Source organism: Rhodovibrio sodomensis (genome assembly GCF_016583645.1).
GTDB lineage: Bacteria > Pseudomonadota > Alphaproteobacteria > Kiloniellales > Rhodovibrionaceae > Rhodovibrio > Rhodovibrio sodomensis.
Genome location: NZ_NRRL01000044.1, coordinates 18259 through 37119, shown reverse-complemented (window position 1 = coordinate 37119; position 18861 = coordinate 18259). Strand labels below are relative to the sequence as shown.

14 protein-coding genes are annotated in these 18861 nt (G+C 64.9%); 11 read left to right on the top strand and 3 right to left on the bottom strand.

Translation table 11 applies throughout. The features are described from left to right. Positions 1-448: 448 nt before the first annotated feature. Entirely contained in the window at positions 449-1528 is a 1080-nt protein-coding gene (locus CKO28_RS15135) for a hypothetical protein (RefSeq protein ID WP_200341638.1), read from the top strand. A gap of 248 nt (positions 1529-1776) precedes the next feature. On the opposite strand, the gene CKO28_RS15130 is transcribed toward CKO28_RS15135, so the two are convergent. Further along, positions 1777-2442 (bottom strand): thermonuclease family protein, encoded by a 666-nt coding sequence (locus CKO28_RS15130; RefSeq protein ID WP_200341637.1) that lies wholly within the window; start codon positions 2440-2442, stop codon positions 1777-1779. Then, positions 2426-2806, bottom strand: a complete 381-nt coding sequence (locus CKO28_RS15125) for a helix-turn-helix domain-containing protein (RefSeq protein ID WP_200341636.1) — start codon at positions 2804-2806, stop codon at positions 2426-2428. The genes CKO28_RS15130 and CKO28_RS15125 overlap by 17 nt, the downstream gene beginning before the upstream one ends. Before the next feature lie 174 nt (positions 2807-2980). Here CKO28_RS15125 and CKO28_RS15120 point away from each other — a divergent pair, with 174 nt between their 5' ends. The 9 genes from CKO28_RS15120 to pelG all read left to right on the top strand — a co-directional run bounded on the left by CKO28_RS15120 (position 2981) and on the right by pelG (position 17500). Then, the gene (locus CKO28_RS15120; protein WP_200341635.1) at positions 2981-3607 is read left to right on the top strand and encodes a tyrosine-type recombinase/integrase; all 627 of its coding nucleotides are present in this window, start codon (positions 2981-2983) and stop codon (positions 3605-3607) included. A 341-nt stretch (positions 3608-3948) separates the two neighbouring features. Then, on the top strand, positions 3949-4878 hold the full coding sequence (locus CKO28_RS15115) for a glycoside hydrolase family 191 protein (protein WP_200341634.1): 930 nt from the start codon (positions 3949-3951) through the stop codon (positions 4876-4878). 83 nt (positions 4879-4961) lie between these two features. Then, positions 4962-7169: a polysaccharide deacetylase family protein gene (locus CKO28_RS15110; RefSeq protein WP_200341633.1), complete on the top strand. Its 2208-nt coding sequence runs from the start codon at positions 4962-4964 to the stop codon at positions 7167-7169. Positions 7170-7173: 4 nt separating this feature from the next. Further along, positions 7174-10290 carry a tetratricopeptide repeat protein gene (locus tag CKO28_RS15105; RefSeq protein ID WP_200341632.1) on the top strand — a complete coding sequence of 1039 codons (3117 nt, stop codon included), beginning with the start codon at positions 7174-7176 and terminating at the stop codon, positions 10288-10290. Further along, positions 10287-11942 carry a hypothetical protein gene (locus CKO28_RS15100; RefSeq protein WP_200341631.1) on the top strand — a complete coding sequence of 552 codons (1656 nt, stop codon included), beginning with the start codon at positions 10287-10289 and terminating at the stop codon, positions 11940-11942. Before CKO28_RS15105 ends, CKO28_RS15100 begins: the two co-directional genes overlap by 4 nt. Before the next feature lie 125 nt (positions 11943-12067). Next, positions 12068-13459 carry a GAF domain-containing protein gene (locus CKO28_RS15095; RefSeq protein ID WP_200341630.1) on the top strand — a complete coding sequence of 464 codons (1392 nt, stop codon included), beginning with the start codon at positions 12068-12070 and terminating at the stop codon, positions 13457-13459. Further along, on the top strand, positions 13452-14579 hold the full coding sequence (locus CKO28_RS15090; protein WP_200341629.1) for a tetratricopeptide repeat protein: 1128 nt from the start codon (positions 13452-13454) through the stop codon (positions 14577-14579). The genes CKO28_RS15095 and CKO28_RS15090 overlap by 8 nt, the downstream gene beginning before the upstream one ends. After that, the gene (pelF, locus tag CKO28_RS15085) at positions 14563-16113 is read left to right on the top strand and encodes a GT4 family glycosyltransferase PelF (protein ID WP_200341628.1); all 1551 of its coding nucleotides are present in this window, start codon (positions 14563-14565) and stop codon (positions 16111-16113) included. Before CKO28_RS15090 ends, pelF begins: the two co-directional genes overlap by 17 nt. A gap of 4 nt (positions 16114-16117) precedes the next feature. Beyond that, entirely contained in the window at positions 16118-17500 is a 1383-nt protein-coding gene (pelG, locus tag CKO28_RS15080; RefSeq protein WP_200341627.1) for an exopolysaccharide Pel transporter PelG, read from the top strand. Between the two features lie 31 nt (positions 17501-17531). Here the strand turns inward: pelG and CKO28_RS15075 are convergent, their stop codons facing one another. Beyond that, positions 17532-18431, bottom strand: coding sequence for an NAD-dependent epimerase/dehydratase family protein (locus tag CKO28_RS15075; RefSeq protein ID WP_242480586.1), 900 nt, complete (start codon positions 18429-18431; stop codon positions 17532-17534). Between the two features lie 77 nt (positions 18432-18508). Between CKO28_RS15075 and CKO28_RS15070 the strand changes: the two genes are divergently transcribed. After that, complete coding sequence (locus tag CKO28_RS15070; protein ID WP_207168832.1) at positions 18509-18694, top strand: hypothetical protein; 186 nt, start codon at positions 18509-18511, stop codon at positions 18692-18694. Positions 18695-18861: the final 167 nt, after the last annotated feature.

Sequence of the window (18861 nt, the reverse complement as noted above, 5' to 3'; positions counted from 1 at the left end):
TCAAAGTTCGTAATAAATAGAGGCTTTATTGATCTTGATCGGCTGTCGGCACACACTACTCGATCCACACGATGTTTTCGGTCTGGGCGCTGTCACAGGAACTGGTGTCCCTGCTCTACACTGTCATGGCGCTGACCGATGCATTCAGTCGTTGGCCGGAGTTCCATCTGGCCCACTTTCTGGCATTGTACCACTGCGGTTCGCTATATGCACTACTGGGACATCACACCGATCTCAGCTTGTGTCGGAGAGTTCTTACGGCCATCGGCAACTAAGGTTTCAGCCGCTTCGGGTCAGGTCCCGAAGCGCGCCGTCTCGCCGTAGCCGTCCGGTGTCAAGGGTACTCCCGACCCCGGTTCTGCGACCCTCACCGACAGCCTCGGGCCAGGAGCGGCCGTCACGCGGTCAGCACCGCCCAAAAGATTGCAGAGACCTTCCTGTCGATGGCATGGAAGTATCTGTGTGTCCGTCAAGAGAACAAACTTGGGGGGTCGGTTTGGTTAGTCGTCTGGCTGATAACTTGTTTGAATTCGCACCAAGGGAACTTTCCAATTCAGCCATGTGGGCGTGGATTTTGAACGGTTTAAGGCATCCAGAGCCCGCAAATGCGCGGAGACAAATTGCAACGCAGCTCTTTGAACACCTGCGCATCCCGGTGCCAAGACCCACTGACGTACTAGATATACAGACTGAATATGTCTTAGACATGGTCTCGCGAGGCAACGACACTGCCTTGACTTTCAGCGGTAAGGGGAATGATCGTGTTGACGTGCTAATGCGCTTCAACGCACCTCGGCCAACGTTCCTTTTTATAGAAAATAAGGTCGCAACCGGTAACAATGAAGTTAACCCGTCTGACATAGCACGGCAAATCCATAGATACGATGTTCATCTTCATAAAATCTCAAAATGTAATGCAGAAATCGGATCGACCGTATACCCGGTATATTTTGGTTTCGAAGACTTCATCGCAGAGCGTGTCCGAGAAGAAACGCGGGTTTTTGACTCGGCATTAGCTTCTAAATTACGGTGCTGTGACACCAGTATCATGCTCAAAGCGTTCAGCGGAACCGGCTACAAGCAAGATCCGTTACTAACGCAATTTTATGATTGGCTAGTCGTCAAACACAACTTCGTTAAGCTGCGGAGGCGAGCTGAAAATAGAAACACGGAGCCGAATACTAGGGAGATCGTTGATGCAGCGGATGCGGCAGGGTTTGGCCATCTTCTTAACGCGTTTCTTGAGGAGTTTAGGTCATGTGACCATCTTAAATCGCAATTGCGGCCTCGGGTGCAGAAAAGGAACATAAATTTCCGCCGCGGGTCCGAAACACCTCTTACGGTGCGCTGGTATTATAACAGTGGAGTCAACGGACTGTTCGTCGGCTTTAGCAAATCGTATAAAGACAGCTTCGATAGAAACGTACACCAAAAATTACCATCGGATTTTTTGTATCACAAAGAGAGTCAATGGCGGTTTGGGTTCTTGCGGACGTTATCGGAAGTCAGTACATTCTTTGGACGGTGATTTGTTTCGATGAACGGAAAATCTATATAAATTCAGGGCAAACGTGATGAGTGCAATATATAACAAGCGGTGTGCTGTTAGGGGGACTTTTTGATTTGAGCGATTTTGAAATTGTCGGCTCTGGGTCACCTCCTGCGGCAGCATGCCTTCATAGCTTCGGCTGGTTTCGAGCCATCAATCGCCATGGCCCTCGGGCCATCGTGGTACCCGCGGCGATCCTCGCGGTTTGCACCGCCCGGCGCCCCCGCTTACGGCAGGCTTTCGCAGGCACGCCCATCACCGTCACCATCGAGCCGGTGCGGATCGCCAGGACCGGCATCCTCGTAAAACGCCTGGGCTTCGGCCTGGGTCGCGAAGTCGCCGCAGTCGCAGTCGCGGTCGCGGTCGCGGGACGAGGACGAGCCCCTAGAACCCTGGCCGCCTAGCCGCTCGCCCCGGCGCCAATCCCAGGGTGGCACGAACCGTCCGCGCCAGATCCCGGCCTGGTCAGCTTCGGCACGTCGTTCTTCAGGAACGTAATCTCGGGAATATCGCCGGTACGCCAGCGCCCAGCCGTGGCGCACGAGCCAGGCGTTCAGGTCCGTCGAGCCCAGGTAGCAGACGGCGATCAGGCGACCGTAGCGGTCCCGGTCACGGCCCTCGCAACGAACGGTGCGGCGGTCGATCTTGGCGTCCAACGCGTTGGCGCTTCGGCGCCCACACGGCCACCGCTGGCCACCCGCGACGCAAGTCTGGGCGCTTTCCGGGGCGTCGATCCCGTGCAACCGGATATCGACGTCCCGGATTTCTAGCGTGTCGCCGTCGGTGACGCTCGCCCGGCCGGTCACGCTCTGGGCGGCTGACGGGCTGGCGACCGCGACGGCCAGGACCGCAGCTACCGCGGCGATCGAAAGGGCTCTACGACGACCGCTCATCCGGCATCGACTTCGCGATCGACCGGAGAAGGTCGAGGACGGGACGGAGCATGTGGCTCGGGACTGCATGCGCAAGCCGGATCAGCTGCATCGTCTCACGGCTATCGGAGGCTTCGGCTTTGGGCGCTTCCGCGGCGAGCTCTTGTCGTACTTCGGCGAGGATCTGTTCGGGCGTGGTGCCGTAGACGCTCGCGAGCTCGACAAAGCGCGAAAAGAACACTCGGTTGGTGCCTTTTTCGTACTTCTGCAGCTGCTGAAAGGTGAGCCCAACGGCGCGTCCAGCTTGGGTCTGCGACAGACCAGCCTCAGCACGCTTACGGCGCAAGACAGTGGCAAGAGCGGAGTCGTAGGGCTTCTGCTTCATGCAACCAATGATGCAACAAAAACGCGAACCGTCAACGGCATTACAGCATCGTTCAATCTGAGCATGTCCCGTCGCCCGTATTCCGCGGCCCGGGCGCGCCCCGATACCGACGTCCTTGGGCTTTAGGCTGGCATGTTGCGCTCCTTGCGAAACCTCAAACAAGGAGACGAGGCAATGTCCGAGACGTCCTCAAAGTCCGGCAAGGGAACGGCCTGGAATTCCGGTAAGCTCATCGGGCCGAAGCCGCCGCTTCAAGCCAAGCATGTCTGGGCCATCCGAACGCATCTTCAGCTCGCCGGCAAACCTCGCGACCTCGCCCTGTTCAACCTGGCGATCGACAGTAAGCTGCGTGGCTGCGATGTGGTGGCGATCAAGGTCGCCGATGTCGCGCCCCACGGCTACGCCCTCGACCGCGCCACGATCCGCCAGCGGAAAACCGGGCGCCCAGTAAAGTTCGAACTGACGGATCAGACCCGCGAGGCCGTCGATGCTCACATTCGGCGGGCCGGAAAGACCGGCGGAGACTACCTTTTTGACGGTCGCGGCGGCCAGGGCCGCCACTTGTCCACGCGCCAGTACGCCCGGCTCGTCTGCGACTGGGTCGGGCTTGCGGGTCTCGACCCAGCGCTGTTCGGTACGCACTCGTTACGTCGGACGAAGGCGACGCTGATCTATCGCCGCACCGGCAACCTGCGTGCGGTGCAGCTCTTGCTCGGCCACACGAAGATCGAGAGCACTGTCCGCTACCTGGGCGTCGAGGTCGATGACGCCCTCGCCATCGCGGAGAAGGTCGACGTCTGAACCTGTGGGCGGAGCCGCCGCGCTCCGCCCCAGGCATCGCAGCAGCCTCGGGCCAGGAGCGGCCGTATGAACAGCCTCGAAATTAACCGACCACCGATATCCTCGCGCCGACCTTGTGACGACCTTGCGCCGAGCGGGAGGCTCGTCCCAGCCAAGAATCATCAGAACAACTGCATCGGCGTTGCCGGCTTAGCCTTTCGTTCGATATAGTCGGTGGCCTTAGCGTGACATCATGGGTACCCAAAAAGTTGCCAGCCATCCAAGCGCACCGTCAATCGGACAACAAAACCCTAAGAAGAAGCATCGCTGTCACAAAAAATTTGGGGTCAGATCGAGCAAAAATGACTTTGCATAATGTATTGCGAAAACTCGGCTGCTATTTCGGACGAAGTTTTGTTATGATATGCCCAAAATTCACGTACGTTGCTACAGTTGTTGTCGGCGGCATACTTTCGGCCGCCGCGGCCGCTGATGTGAAAGCAGGCAAGTGGGCCGTTTGCTACAGCAGCGAGTGCGATGCGCGGGCGCTCGGCCAGTACGACATTGCGGTCCTGGATGCCATATCGCACCCCCCGATCTCTCAAGTGCGCAATCAGGGAGCGAAAGTATTTGGGTATATTAGTATCGGCGAGATCGAAGCCTACCGGGATCATTACGCCTGGGCGCGGCGCGAAAATCTTATCGTTCGCGAAAACCCGAACTGGTCCGAAAATTATCTGATCGATATCCGCCGAGACGTATGGCTGGAGAAGCTAATCTACGACCTTGTACCGGAAATGATTCGCAAAGGTTTTGACGGTTTGATGCTGGACACCGTGGACAGCTCAATTCTGCTGGAGCGGGAACAACCGGAGGAGTTCGCCGGCATGAACGATGCAGCCGTCCGCATCATCCGCAGCCTTGACCGACATTTCCCGGACACCGAGCTTATTCTGAACCGGGGCTACGAGGTCTTGCCGCGGGTTGGCAGCGCGATCAACTACGCGCTTGGGGAATCGGTCTACACCGACTACGACTTCAAAACCGACAGCTACTCTCTCCGCTCGGAAGAAGCCTATCGATGGCAAGTCGACCGGCTGAGCGCCGCAGCGAAAGCCAATCCAGACCTACAGGTGCTGACCCTGGACTATTGGCCGCCGGACGACCACGACAAAATCCGCGAGATCTACCGCATACAGCGTGCCAACGGATTCTGGCCTTATGTCGCGACGGTCGATCTGCAAAGCGTGATCCCCGAGCCGTCGAAGGCCGAGGCGAGCGAGGCGGAGTGATCCGCCACGCTGGCCTTGCGGGTTTGGCCGTTCTGCTGCTGGCGGCCTTGACGGGAGCGTCCGCGACCGCGGACCGCCCTGCGATGCCCGCGCCCGACCGAACGGTGATCGCACTTTACGAGGGCGGCGACGGCACCCGTGCCCGCTACAGCCGCGTGCATCAGATCGCGCAGATGCCGCTCAACCATCTCGGCTTGCACGTCGTCTACTATGACGTGACCGAGAACCTGCCGAGCGACGAGGAAATCGCAGACGCGCACGGCCTGCTGACGTGGTTCGATAACCCGGATGCCATCGCGCAGGTGGACCGCTACCTGGGAGTGTTGCAACAGGTCGCCCGCACCCAGACCAAATTTGTGATGCTTGGTCACCCCGGCTTCCGCCTGGAAGACACCGGAGGTGCCGGGGAACGCGCGCTCCGCCGGCTGGGCATCGACTGGACGGACAGCCGCGTGCAGGTCACCTTCGACAGCGAGCTGGTGCACGCGGAGCCGGAGCTCACAGGTTTTGAGCGCGACTTGCCGTCGCCGCTGCCGGCCTTTCCGGTGGTCGGTCAGAATCATTCGGGAACCAAGACCTGGATCCGCGCGCGCTCAGGCGGCGGCCGGGAATCGCACCTGGTCATGACATCGCCGAAAGGCGGGTTCGCGGCGCTAAACTTCGCGGTCTACCGCGAGCAGTCGGACGACGGAACGCCGCTGCGGGCCTGGTTGATCGACCCCTTCCGCTTCTTCGCCCGGGCCTTCGACACCGATGAAAAACCGAAACCCGACCCGACCACGCGCGTGGGAAGGCGGGTCTATTACAGCCACATCGACGGCGACGGGTGGCTGAACCGCACCATGATCGAACGCTACTCCGGCGGCAGTAAAGAAAAGCCGCCGATGGCCGCCGAGGTGATCCGGCGCGAGATCTTCGAAGCTTATCCGCAGATGCCGGTGACGGTCGCACCGATCGCCGCCGAACTCGACACGGACTGGTTCGGCAGCGCGGAGTCCCGCGATATCGCCCGACGGATCTTCGCCATGCCCCACATCGAGGTCGGCAATCACACCTACAGCCACCCGTTCGCCTGGGACTTCTTCCAAGGCAACGATCACCGCGAGCGGGAGCGCCGGTTTTTCGACCGCTACCCGGGCTCCGACCGGTTGGTCGGGGCGCTGGGGCGTCTGCGCGACGCGCTCGGGCTGGATCAGGGGGCGGTTTCCGGCTTCGAAGGCATCGCCAGCTACCCGGGGTACGAACGCCCGCGCGCATACGCGATCGAGCCCTTCTCGATCAACCTGGAGATCGACGAAGCGACAACGGTGATCGCGGAATTGGCGCCGCCCGGCAAGGCTGTGGGCACCTACCAGTGGTCGGGGAACACCGCGCCGTTTGCGGAGATGATCGGTGCGGTCGAGCGCACGGGGATGGCCAACATCAATGGCGGCGACAGCCGTTTTGACCCGGAATACCCATCGTATGCCTGGAGCGCGCCCTACGGCATCGACGTGGACGGGCATTGGCAGGTGTTCGCGTCGAACAGTAACGAGAACACCTATACCGAGAATTGGACCGGACGCTACTTCGGCTTCCGCTACCTGATCGAGACGCTGCGCAACGAGGAGCGGCCGCGCCGCATCTCGGCCTTCAACGTCTACTATCACATGTACTCGGGCGATCGGCAGGCCAGCCTGGCCGCGCTCAAGCGGAACCTTGACTACGCGGTGACCCAGCCGCTGGTCCCAGTGGCCACCTCCACCTACGCCCGCGCGGTTCAGGGGTTCCGCACGATGCGCTTCCAGCCGCGCGGCGAGGCGCGCTGGGCGGTCCTGAACCGGGGAGAGCTGCACACCGTCCGGTTCGACCGCGCCCTGTTCAAGGCGGTCGACTTCGCCCGTTCGCACGGCGTGCTGGGCCAGCGGCACCTGCACGGCCGGCTTTACGTCGCGCTGGATCCGGCGGTCGACCGCCCGGTGATCGCCCTGCGCACGGGGGCCGAGCCGGATCGCGCGCCGCGCGCCGACCCGGCCTACCTGATCGAGGCGGCCTGGGACATCCGTGAGCTCCGGCGCGAGGGCAATCGGTTCAGCTTCCGCACCGCCGGCTATCTGGATGGCGCGATGCGCTGGTACGTCGGCGACCAACGCGGGCGCGTGGTTACCGTCCGGATCGAGGGGCAGCAGGCCGCGCGCTTCACCGTTGAGCCGGATGTCGACGGCGAGATCGCGTTCGACCTGGGACCCCGCCTGGACCGGCCCTGGCCCAAGGGGCCGGCCACGGTCACCATAGTGCCGGTCGACGCCTAGCGTCATGAAGCGTCAACTGCCCTGGGTGCTGCTGTTTACGGTGGTCCTGCTCGCCTCGAGCGTGCTGTTCGTGCCGGAGACCAGACAGCTGGCGCTGGTTCGCTACAAGTCCGAACAGTACAGCGAGGCGCTGAAGAATTACGAACGGATGCGGGCCCGCGGCGACCTGTCGGTCGAAACGGTCCGCGGACTGGCGGAACTCTACATCCACTACGCCCAGGTGACCAAGGCCATCAAGGTCGTCGAAACCTACGTCGAGAAGAACCCGAACGACCTGGGCGCTCTGCGCCGTCTGGCGCGCTATTACCATTACGACCAACGCTACGAGGACTATCGCCGCGTCCTCGAGCGCATGCGACAGATCGACCCGCAGCCGGAGACGCTGCGCAAACTCTCACAGATCTACAACCGCCTGGGCCGGATCGAGCAACAGATCCGGATCCTGCAGAAGCTGGTCGCGCTGCCGCAGGCCAAACCCGACGACTTCCTCGACCTGTCCCGGCTGTTGGCGGGGCGCTACCGCGTCGCCGAAGCGATCGACGTCCTCAACCGTTGGCGCCAAACGCGCGCGGACAGCTTTACCAAGCGTGCCGCCCTCTTGCTCACCAGTCTACAGATTGCCAACAACCAGCCCGAGGCTGCGGTTCAGACCGCCCTCAACTGGGTGAACCGCAGCGGCGGGCCCGAGGCCGTCACCGACTTCGCCGACACCCTGAGCAGCCGGGCCGACGCCGAGGTGGAGCGCCAGTTCCTGATGGCCGCCCACGAGCGCTATCCCGACGAAGACGTGATCGAAGTGCTCCTGGCGGAAGCCGAGGCTGCGACCGGCGATCCGGCTAGCGGCCTGGAGCGCCTAATGGCGTTGCACGCGGCCGAGCGGTTGCCGGGCTGGGGCCTTGACCTCGCGGTGGGCATGGCGCTCGATCTGGAGCGGCTGGATCTAGCCCTGCAGCTGGGCCGCCACCGCCCCGCCGCACTGTTGGAGGAGACGCTCCGCAACCTGGTCAGCTCGGCGGTCGACGCCGGCAAGGTAAAGGCGGCGGACGCCGTTGTGTCCGCGCTGGGCAGCGAGACGCTGCGCGCCACGCCCGTCCTGGCGGCCCGGCTGGCGCTGGCGCTTGGACGTATTGAGCAGGCCAACGCCTGGGCGGACCGGGCGCTGACCGCGGAGCTGACGATCGGCACCCGATTCCAGCTGGTTGAGGTCCTGGTGGAGCTGGACCGGCGCGGCGACGCGCTGGCCCACCTGTCCGCCACGATCCGCCGGGACCGCGACGGCGAGCTGCCGGAATGGGGTTTGCGCCGGGCGGCCGGGCTGTATCTGGCGTTCGACGCGGCGGAGACGGGGTTGCCCGTGTTCGCGGAGGTGCGGGAACAGCGGCCGGACAGCTTCAACGCGGCCTTTGGCTGGGCGCTGCTGGCGGCGCGAACCGGGCGCGCACAAGTGACGACCGAGTGGTGGCGGGCCACGGATAAGCAGAAGTTCGACAACCAGCACCTGGACGACTTGTTCTACGCCGCCCGCGCCGGTGGCGCCGACAGCCTCGCCCTGGAGGTCGCGGAACTGCGCGTGGAACGCCAGCCGGAAGAACGGCGGCGCCGGGAACTCGCGGTCACGCTGATGGACACCGGGCAACCGCAGGAAGCCCTGACGCATTTGCGCGCCCTGCTGGAAGAGCCGGATCTCGTCGACCGGGACGGGGTGCGCGCCGACTACGTCTCCGCGCTCCGCGCCGCGCTGGACACCAGTGCCCCGGTCGAGCCGGAAGCCCGCGAGGCGGCGATCGCCGGCCTGCGCAGAGCCGGCGACGACACTGCGGAACTGGCGCGGTACGTCGACCTGCTGCTCGCGGCCGGCGGGCAGCGGCAAGCCCTGCCGTATCTCGCCCGCCTGGCACAGAGCGACCCTGACCAGTGGGTACCGCGCTACGTCACCGCCGCGCGCGAGGCCGGGCGCCCCGGCGACGCGGCCCGGCTGCTGGACAGGCAGCTCCGGCGCACGGAGCTGTCGATCGAAACGCGTGAACAGTACGTCTACAGCCTGCTCGACCTGGAAGCCGAACGCACCGCCTTACCGCACGTGCGTGACCTGGCCCTGCGCGGGCGCGAGGGTTGGCACAGCCAGTACCTGACGCTGCTCGACCGGCTCCACGGGCGGATCGCCGCCGGCGACTATCTGGTGGCCTACAGTCGGCGGTTCGAGGGTCCGGACGACGCGCGCAGGGCGCTCGCGCAGCAGCTGCTGACGTACGACCGCAAGGCCGCTGCGGTCGAAAGCCTGAGGATCGTGGCCGCGGATGCCCCGCACGATGCGCCGTCCGTCAACGAACTGCTCTGGCTTTGGGGACCGCGCCCGCCGGCCGACGCGCTGGAATGGCTGAGCGCACGCTTGAGCCGGGCGGAAACGGTCGAGGCGCGCGCGGGCTGGGCTCGGATCCTGATGAACCGCGGTGGCACCCAGCGCATGCTGCGTCTGGTCGAAACCCCGGCGCGGCCGGGACGCTTCGATCCCGTGACCGAGGTCCTGTTGGAGGCTTTGCAGCAAGACGGGCCGCGCGAGCGCCTGCGCGCGCTTCTTATGAGCGCGCTGGAGACCGCCCCCGATACCGAGCGGCTGCGGCGGACGGGCGATATCGCCTTCGCCTCCGCGATGTCGGACCTCGCCGCGCGGGCCTACGACCGCGTGCTCGCAGCTTCGCCGGATCGCATGGGCGCGGTGCGCAACCGCGGCCAGATCGCGTTCTTCCGCGGCAACTGGGACCTGGCGAACCGCCTATTGACCCGCTACCTGGCCGCGGAGCCGGCGCCGGACGACTTCCGCAGCCGCTACCAGCTCGCCGAAATAAGGCGCGACCGCGACCGCCCGGAAGCCGCGCAGGCGCTCTACACGGACGCGCTCACCATCATCGAGCGTACCAGCCAGCCGCCGCTCGACGCCCGGATCACGAGGGCGCTGATTCTGCGGCGGACCGACGGCGACGCCGCGGCCGAGCGGGCGTTCGCCGCCCTGCTCGACAACGCCCAGGCCCGGCGCCAGGCGTTGCCCCATTACCTGCGGATGCTGCTCGACAACGGGCGGCTAGAGCGCGTGGCCCAGGTGCTCGGGGAGCCGGCATCATGACGGCCCCGCGCGCCAAGCCGCTGACCGCCCTTGCCGTGTCGTCCGGCCTGCTGCTGCCAACGGGCGGTGTCCCGGCGCAGTCGCCCGGGGACAGCGGGCCGCCGCAGCTGGCGGTCAGGGTCGACCAGGCGACAACAGCCGAGCAGGTGCGCATCGCAGTGGAAACCGGTGTTCCGCTGGAATCCATCGAGCACCCGAGCCCGCACGAGGTCGTGCTGCGCTATACCGGTGCCATCGACGGCACGCCGGTTCAAAGTCTTCCCGGATCGCTGGAGGATTGGGTCGCCGGGGTGCAGTACGGCTATGACAGCGTGCTGATCGTGTTCACCGAACCGATCCGCATGCAACTCGATCCGACCCGCGCGGGGATCGCGATGCAGGTGTCCCGCGGCCAACCGGAAACGCGGTCCGCGGATGCGCCGGCATCCGAACCGGACGCGGCATCGGCTTCCGATAAGCGGGAATCGCTCGACGATGCCGGCTTGCAGAAGGAGTTGCTGCGCACCCGATACCTGGCTCGCACCGGCCGCACCGCGGTGGCCCGCGCGGAGCTTACCGAGTTGGCGCGGCAGAACCCCGAGAACGCCGACATCCTGGCGACCCGGGCCGACATCAATCGCCAAACCGGCCGGTGGATCCCCGCGCTGGAGGACTACCGCGACGCCCTGGACCGACGCCCGCAGAGCGAGTTCTTGAACCGCTCCTACCGTGAGTTGCTGGATGCCCGCCGCCCGTTTGTAAGCGCGCGAATCGACTGGCGGCTGGCCGGCAGCGAGGACAGCCGCGTGCGCAATTTTTACCAGGCGCGCGACTACTTGAGCGAGCGGCTGGAAATCTACGCGAACGCCCGAAGCGATTTCGCCAGCATTGAGAACGTGCGTCGAGAGGACGGTGAGCTACGGGATTTCGACGGCGTCCGTCACCGCGGAGCACTGGAACTGCGCTATCACCGCGAGGACGGGGACCGCGTCAGCGGTATGCTGTTCGCGAGCCGCGGCGGTCCCGGCGCGGGTCTCGCCTACGACTGGATCGAGCCGGACGCCGACACCCGCTTTGAAGCGACGGTGCTCGAGCCTGCTTGGGGGTTCACCGAAGGGTTCGTTCAGGGCGGTACAGTGGACCGCGTGTCGCTGGACCGTCGCCAGTCCTTCGGGGATCTCAAACTCAGCGGCGGGCTCGGCTTGCGCAATTATCGCCTGGAGACCGACTCGCTGGCGCGGTCCCTGGCGGTCCGGGCGCGCGGGACTTACAACCTGCGTCCCGACAAGCCGAGCCTAGCCATGTCCTATGGCGTCGATGCCGAATACCCGTTGTCGGTCGACGGCGTGACCCGCAACGGCGTGACGTTCGAACCGTTGCCGGTCGAGAACCGGGAGGTACACAGCTTCGAACTCACGGGCAGCTACCTGTTCCAGGACGGCATCGAACTCCAGGCGGGCGCAGGCTTCGCGATCGACCGGTACGGCGGAGCCGGCCCGTCCAGCTTCGCACGGGCCATCATTCCGCTGGGCCCGGACTGGCAGCTGACGGCCGGTTTGTCGCAATCGGTCGACCTGTCCGACACCGATACCCTCGTCACGATCGCTGGCATCGAGCTTCGATGGCGCTTCGCCGACACGCCTGCCGATGGTCTGCGCAGCCTGTTCGATTAACCGAAGGGGCGTTATGATGCCGAAGGTATGAGCATTAATGGTTTTTTTGAGTTAGACGGCTAAATCCATCTCGGCCCCAGGCAATCCCGCTGGGAAAATCGGCCACGTAAGACAGCTCAACAGCCATGGCTCAAGAGACCTCCACTACCGAGCACACCGAACAGCGCTGGTTTTTGGCGCCGTCGGCGCTGGTCGAGATAGCGGTCTTCATGCTCGTTCTGGTGGTGGTCGACGAGTGGATGCTTGCGGGCGATCGGTTTTGGGAGATCAGCCCGCACCCGATCTGGCTGATCGTGATCGTCACGGCTGTTCAGTACGGCACCAACGCAGCGCTGCTGGCTGCCGTCGCGGGGTCGGCCGTCCTGATGTCCGGCGACCTGCCGAACCAGGCGTTCGACCAGAACGAGTTCGAGTACCTGTTCATGCTGGCCAAGCTTCCGACGCTGTGGCTGATGATTGCCGTGCTGGCGGGCGAACTGGCCATGCGCCATCGGCGCGAGAAAGCCGACGCTCAGGAGCGCGCGGATAACGAAAAACGGCGCGCCGACGAACTGAGCGAAGCCTACGCCACCGCGCGCGGTGCGGTCGACCGGCTGGAAGAGCATATCGCCTCGGAGGCCAACTCCACCACCGCGGTGCTGTCACTGTCCGCTGATATCGACGACCGCGCCCCCGGCCTGGTTCTCCAAGGCGGACTCGACACCCTCCGCAGGCTGCTTCGGCCTGACAAGGCCTCGATCGCGTTCCTGCACGACGGCGAGCTCCAGGTCGCCGTGCAGGAGGGCTGGGATCCGGTCGAGCGGTACCCTCACCGGATCGGGCCCGACTCGCGGCTGTTCCAGGCGGTGGTCGGCGAGCAGCGCCGGGTCGTGCTGAACGATCCCGGCGACGAGCAGATCCTTGACGGCCAGGGAGTGCTGGCCATTCCGATGCGCGACGCGCGCACCGAGCGTGTCATCGGTATGCTCAAGGTCGAAGAGATCGAGTTTACCGACCTGAGCTTTGCGGCGATCGAGTTGGCCGTCGCGCTGACCGACTGGATCGCTGCCACCTGGTCGCAGGCGCAACTGCACGCCCGCAACCGGCGCCACGCGATGCTCGCGGACACGCTGCCGCTTTATTCACGCAGTTTTCTGAACAAGCAGCGCGCCGTGTTGACGGCGATCGCAAAGCGCCGCGGCTTCCCCGTGGCGGAGCTGCGCATCCGTCGGCGGGGCAACCCGCACGACTTGAGCGACGCCTCCCTTGCCGAAGCGGTCGCAGAGGCCGCTGCTCGGATCCTGCGCGAGACGGACCTGGCGTTCGCCGAAGCCGATCGCAACAACAGTTTCGTGATCCTGCTCCCGCTGGCCGGTGCCGCGGATGCCGCCACCGTGCGCGACCGGCTGATCCAGGAGATCAAGCCCGGTCTGGCGCGCGGCGACCCGACGAAGGACGTGGTGTTCGAAGTGTTCGACCTGGTCCCGGCCCCAGCGTCGGCGCAGCGGCAAGAGGCCCGGGACAAGCGCCATGCCTGAGGTGACCAAACTCGAGCTGGAGGCTTTCGAGGCGCCTGAGTTCGACGAGGCCGAACCCACGCCGGATCCGTTCGGTCTGTTGGGCACGCTGGAAGTCGCGCTCGTGATCCTGCTTGTTCTGTCGGTCCAAAGCGCATTGGTGTACTTCTTCACGGCCGGCCGGTTGAGCCTGAACGGCGCGCTCGCGGCCCACGGACTCGTCACCCTTGTGCTGGCGGCCTGGGCATTCGCGCCGCGCCGCGAAGATCCCCGTCTGCATGCCACCCTGGCGCTGGCCAGCGCGCTCGGCTTCGTGTTCGGTACACTTGGAACAGGCATCGCCTTCCTGCTGCGCGAGGTTGGGCTGCGGGCGCGCATCGGCGGCGCTGGCTGGTACGCCCTGCTGTTCCCCACCAGCTCGGTTACGCGCCAGGATCAACTTGAGCGCGATGCCCGGCACCGGAACCGCCGCACCCGGCTGGAATTGCGCGGCGAGGTGGCGCCCCTGGTCGATGTGCTGGCGCGCGGCAAGACGGCTGACCGCATCCAGATCGTATCGTTCCTGGCCCGCAACTTCCGCCCGCGCTACTCGGAGGCGTTGCGCCGCGCGCTGAGCGACCGCGACCCGGCCATCCGGGCCCAGGCCGCCGGGGTGGCCGCGGGGGTCGAACGCCGTCTGGCGGACACCCTGCAGGAACGGCATCACGCCTACGAAGCGGATCCGTACAATCCGGACACGATCTTCGCGCTGGCGGAGCTGTACGACGACTTCGCGCACACCGGGCTGCTCTCGGCCGCGGTCGCGCGCGGCTATCGTGAGCAGGCGGTTCGGTTGTACCGCCGCCTGCTTGAGATCGACCCGGGCGACGAACGGGCGCGGATGCGGCTGGTGCGTGTGCTGCTGCGCATTCGCGAGCCGTTCGACGCGCTGCGCCTGATCGACGACATGCCCGGAGAGGTGCAGGACCTGACGTCCTGGTTTGCCTGGCTGGCCGAGGCCTACTACCGCGGCGGGCGCTACGCGGACCTGCGTCGGCTGTGTACTCGGGCAGACCGGGAGATCTCCGTACAGGATGTCCCGGTGGCGATACGCGAGGCGATTAAGGTCTGGTCGGAGGCGCGCCGTGACCACACGACATGATCGCAGCAGCCCTGACGGGCCCGCGGTCGACGTCTGCCTGGTGCTGGAGGGGACCTACCCGTACGTGACCGGCGGGGTGTCCGCGTGGGTGCACGAGATCATCCAGGGCCAGAGCCATCTGTCGTTCGCGCTCGTATGCCTGCATGCCGGCAACATGGAGCTGGTCGATCGCTACCAGCTGCCGGACAACGTCGTCGGCCGGCGCAACGTGCACATTCAGCGGCTGCCCGACGGACCTAAGCATCTGCGTGCCGCCGAGCGGATCTGCCGCGAGGTCGAGGCCCCGCTGCGCCGTATCACCATCGGACCGGCCGGCCTGGAGGCGTTCCGGGAAATCCTGGCAAGCTTCCGGACCGCGCCCAAGCGTCCCGGGCGGCACGCGCTGCTGAACTCCAACTCGGCCTGGAACCTGGTCGTGCGGATGTACGAGGCGAACCACGACGAGCTCTCGTACATCGACTATTTCTGGTCGTGGCGCACGCTGGTGGGCGGCCTCTATGCCGGCCTGCTCGCGGATCTACCGCACGCTGGGGTGTATCACGCGGTGTCCACCGGCTATGCAGGCCTGATCGCGGCACGCGGCAGCCTGGAGACCGGCCGTCCAGCGCTGCTGAGCGAGCATGGCTTGTACACCAACGAGCGTAGGGTCGAGCTGGCGATGGCCAACTGGCTCCACGACACCGTGCCGCCCTCGCTCAACCTGGGCCAGCGCCCGATGGACCTGCGCGACCTCTGGATCAACACCTTCGCCTCGTACGCCCGGGCCTGCTACGAGGCCTCGGCCCGAATCGTCACGCTGCACGACATTAACCGTAAACTTCAGATCGCCGACGGTGCCCCGAGCGATCGCGTGACCATCGTCCCCAACGGGATCGACACGGCCGCCTACGGCGCGCTGCGCAGCGTCGAGGCCCCTGTTTCTCGGCGCGTCGCCCTGATCGGGCGCGTGGTGCCGATCAAGGACGTAGCAAGTTTCATCCAGGCCTGCAGCCTGATGGCGGACATTTTGCCGGACGTGACGTTCGAGGTCCTGGGCCCGACCGACGAGGAGCCGGAATACTACGACCGCTGCCTGCAACTCGTGCGGCACTTCGGGCTGACGCGGCGCTTCCGGTTCCGCGGCAAGGTCGACGTGAAGGCCGAGATCGGTGACGTCGACGTCATGGTGCTGAGCAGCATAAGCGAATCGCAGCCGCTCACCATTTTGGAGGCTGGGGCGGCCGGGATTCCGACCGTGGCCACCGACGTGGGCGGTTGCCGCGAGATGCTGGAGGGGCTGCCCTACGAGAACCCGCGCTTGGGGCCGAGCGGAACGGTCGTCCCGGTGGCCAGTCCGCAGGATCTGGCCGCGGCGGTGATCCGCCTGTACCAGGACGCGGACTGGTACGCCCGCTGCGCGCGCACCGCCCGCCAGCGGACCCGGACATACTACGACAAGGCCAACATGCACGCCGCCTACCGGGATATCTACGCCGAGGCGATCAGCGCCGAGACCGGCCCCGGGCTCGACCGGCAGCCGGCGCTGGAGAGCTGACACCATGGCAGGCATCGGATTCACGCTACGCCAGCTGACGCGCCAGGACAACGTCGCGGGCATCATCCGCGCCTACGGGCACGCTTCGGTAACGACCTCGGGCCCGTGGCTGGCCACGGTGCTCGCGCTGGGGACCATTAGCCTGGCAGGCCAGGGCTTAGTGAACACGGCCTATCTGGAGACCTTCCGCCTGGTCGTGATCTACAATTTCGCGCTGTCGCTGCTCATGTGCGGGCCAATCATGTTGGTCGCCACGCGGCAGATCTCCGACTTGATCTTCGCTAAGCGGCTGGAGGACTGTGCCGGGGTGTTCTTGACGGCCGTCGCCCTGGTGATGCTGCTGGGCTTACCGCTGGCCGTGGGGCTCTACGCCGGGTACGGGCGGTTCTCTCTGCCGATCACCTTGGCGGCCTGCATCAACTTCCTGCTGATCTCGGCGATCTGGACGGTCAGCATCTTTTTGACCGTTCTCAAGACCTACAACCGGGTCACGCTGTCGTTCGTCTGTGGTTTGGTGCTCGGCACCTCGCTTGCAATCACGCTGGCCCCCGACTTCGGCACGTTCGGCCTTTTACTCGGCTTCAACGCCGGTCTTACGGTGACACTTTTCGCGTTGATCGGCCAGGTATACGCGGAGTACCCGCCAGGGCCGCTACGGCTGAAAAGTCTGCTGCGCGGCCTGCGGACCTACTGGCTGCTTGCGATCAGCGGGTTAGTCTACAACGCCGCTTTATGGGTCGACAAGTTCGTGATGTGGCTGCTCGCGCCCGAGCGCACGGTCCACGAGAGCGGCCTGGTGATCTACCCGGCCTACGACAGCGCCATGTTTACCGCGTTTCTGACCGTGGTGCCGGGGCTATCGCTGTTCATGGTGATCGTGGAGACCAGTTTCTTCGAGCGCTATCACCGCTTCTACCAAGACCTGCTCAACCACGCGACCTTCAGCCAGATCCGCCGCAACCAGACTCTGCTGATCGAGACCCTGACCGCCGGGATGCGCAACTTGATCGTAATCCAGGGGGCGATCTCCGTGTTTTTCCTGCTCGGGGCCAGCCAAGTCTACGACATCCTAGGGATCGACTTCAGCCATCTGACGATGTTCCGGTTCGGCGTCATCGCGTCGTTCTTCCAGACCCTGATGATGTTCGTCCTGGTCGTTCTGGCCTACTTCGACCTGCGGCGTCTGGCGCTCGGTCTGCAGCTGTTCTTCTTGGTGACCAGCGGCGTCTTCACCTACATCACGATCGAACTCGGCTATGCCTACTACGGGTTCGGAGTCATGTTCGCCACCGGGCTCAGTTTCCTGACCGCCTACATCGCGCTGGCGCGTTTCGTGCAGAACCTCCCCTACGAGGCCTTCATCGCCAACAACGAGTCGGTGAGCTGACGGGGGCGATTGGGCCAGTCAGGCGGGGGCACTAGTGGTCGGCGAGAAGCGCCTGCAGCCCTTGGCGCAGCGGCGTCTGCGCCCGCACCCCAAGAAGCTGTTCTGCAAGCGCCGGGTCGCCGCGCGAATGGCGGATGTCCCCAGGGCGCGCCGGCTCGAAGCTTGGGGCATGCGCCTGTCCCAGCAATTCCGACATCTCGGCGGCAAGCGTCACCAGATCGACGCTGCGGCCGGTGCAGACGTTGACCACGGGCGCCGTTGCCGAGGTCCGCTCCAGCGCGCTCAGGATAGCCGCCACGACATCCTCGACATAGACGAAGTCGCGGCTTTGCTGACCGTCGCCGTAGATGGTGGGCACGTCGCCGGCGCGCAGACGATCGGCGAAGCGCGCGATCACCCCGCTGTATGGCGAACTTGGGTCCTGGCCGGGGCCGAAGACGTTGAAGAAACGCAGCCCGAAGGTTGGCAGCCCGGTCGCCAGGCCGGCCGCGCGGGCGTGCTGCTCTCCGGCGAACTTGTCGACGCCGTAGTTGCCCAGCGGGCGGCACGGCGCGTCTTCGGCCGCCGGCGGCGGCAGGTCGCCGTAGACGGCCGCCGAGGAGGCGTAGACCACCGGCACGTTTCCGGCAGCTGCCGCAGCGGCCAGCACGTTGACCGTGCCCAGAAGGTTGACTTGCGTCGCGCGCGTCCAGTCTTCCTGACAAACCTGGACCGAGGCGATCGCGGCCAGATGCAGGCAAGCCTCGACCCCGGCCATCGCGCGATCGCAGCCGGCGCGGTCTGCGACATCACCCTGGATCAATGCGGTCCCCTTCGGCAGCCGCGACACCACGCCGGTCGAGAGGTCGTCGAGCACCACAACGTCGTGGTTACGCTCGGCCAGACGTGCGATCAGATGGTGGCCGATGAAACCGCATCCTCCCGTAACCAAAACACGCAATTGGACACGCTCGCTCTCGATTTACCCACATTAAGATGGCTGTCCTCCTACGAAATTGCTACCGTCGAATGCCGATGAGCAGACGTGGCAAGAACCATCGTCAGGAGACACCGTCGCAGCGCTGGGCCCGCCTGCTTCGGCGCATGCTGCGGGCGGAGGTGCGGGCCAGCACGCTGTCCCTGCTTATCATTCTGGCCTGGGTCATCTTTCTGATCCAAGTTTGGCAGGACAAGGTATCCATCTTCGGCACCTAATGCCGCGCCGCGTCTAGCGTGCATCGGCGACGGAGTGACACTGACCTGGCAGTTCTCCATCAGGTATTCGGCGCGCCGATCGGTGTTGGGGCTCCAAGCCGAAGCACCCTCACGCATAGCAAGAACGATTTGCGCTCCAAAACAAGCGGTGGGTCTCATTCCCCAAC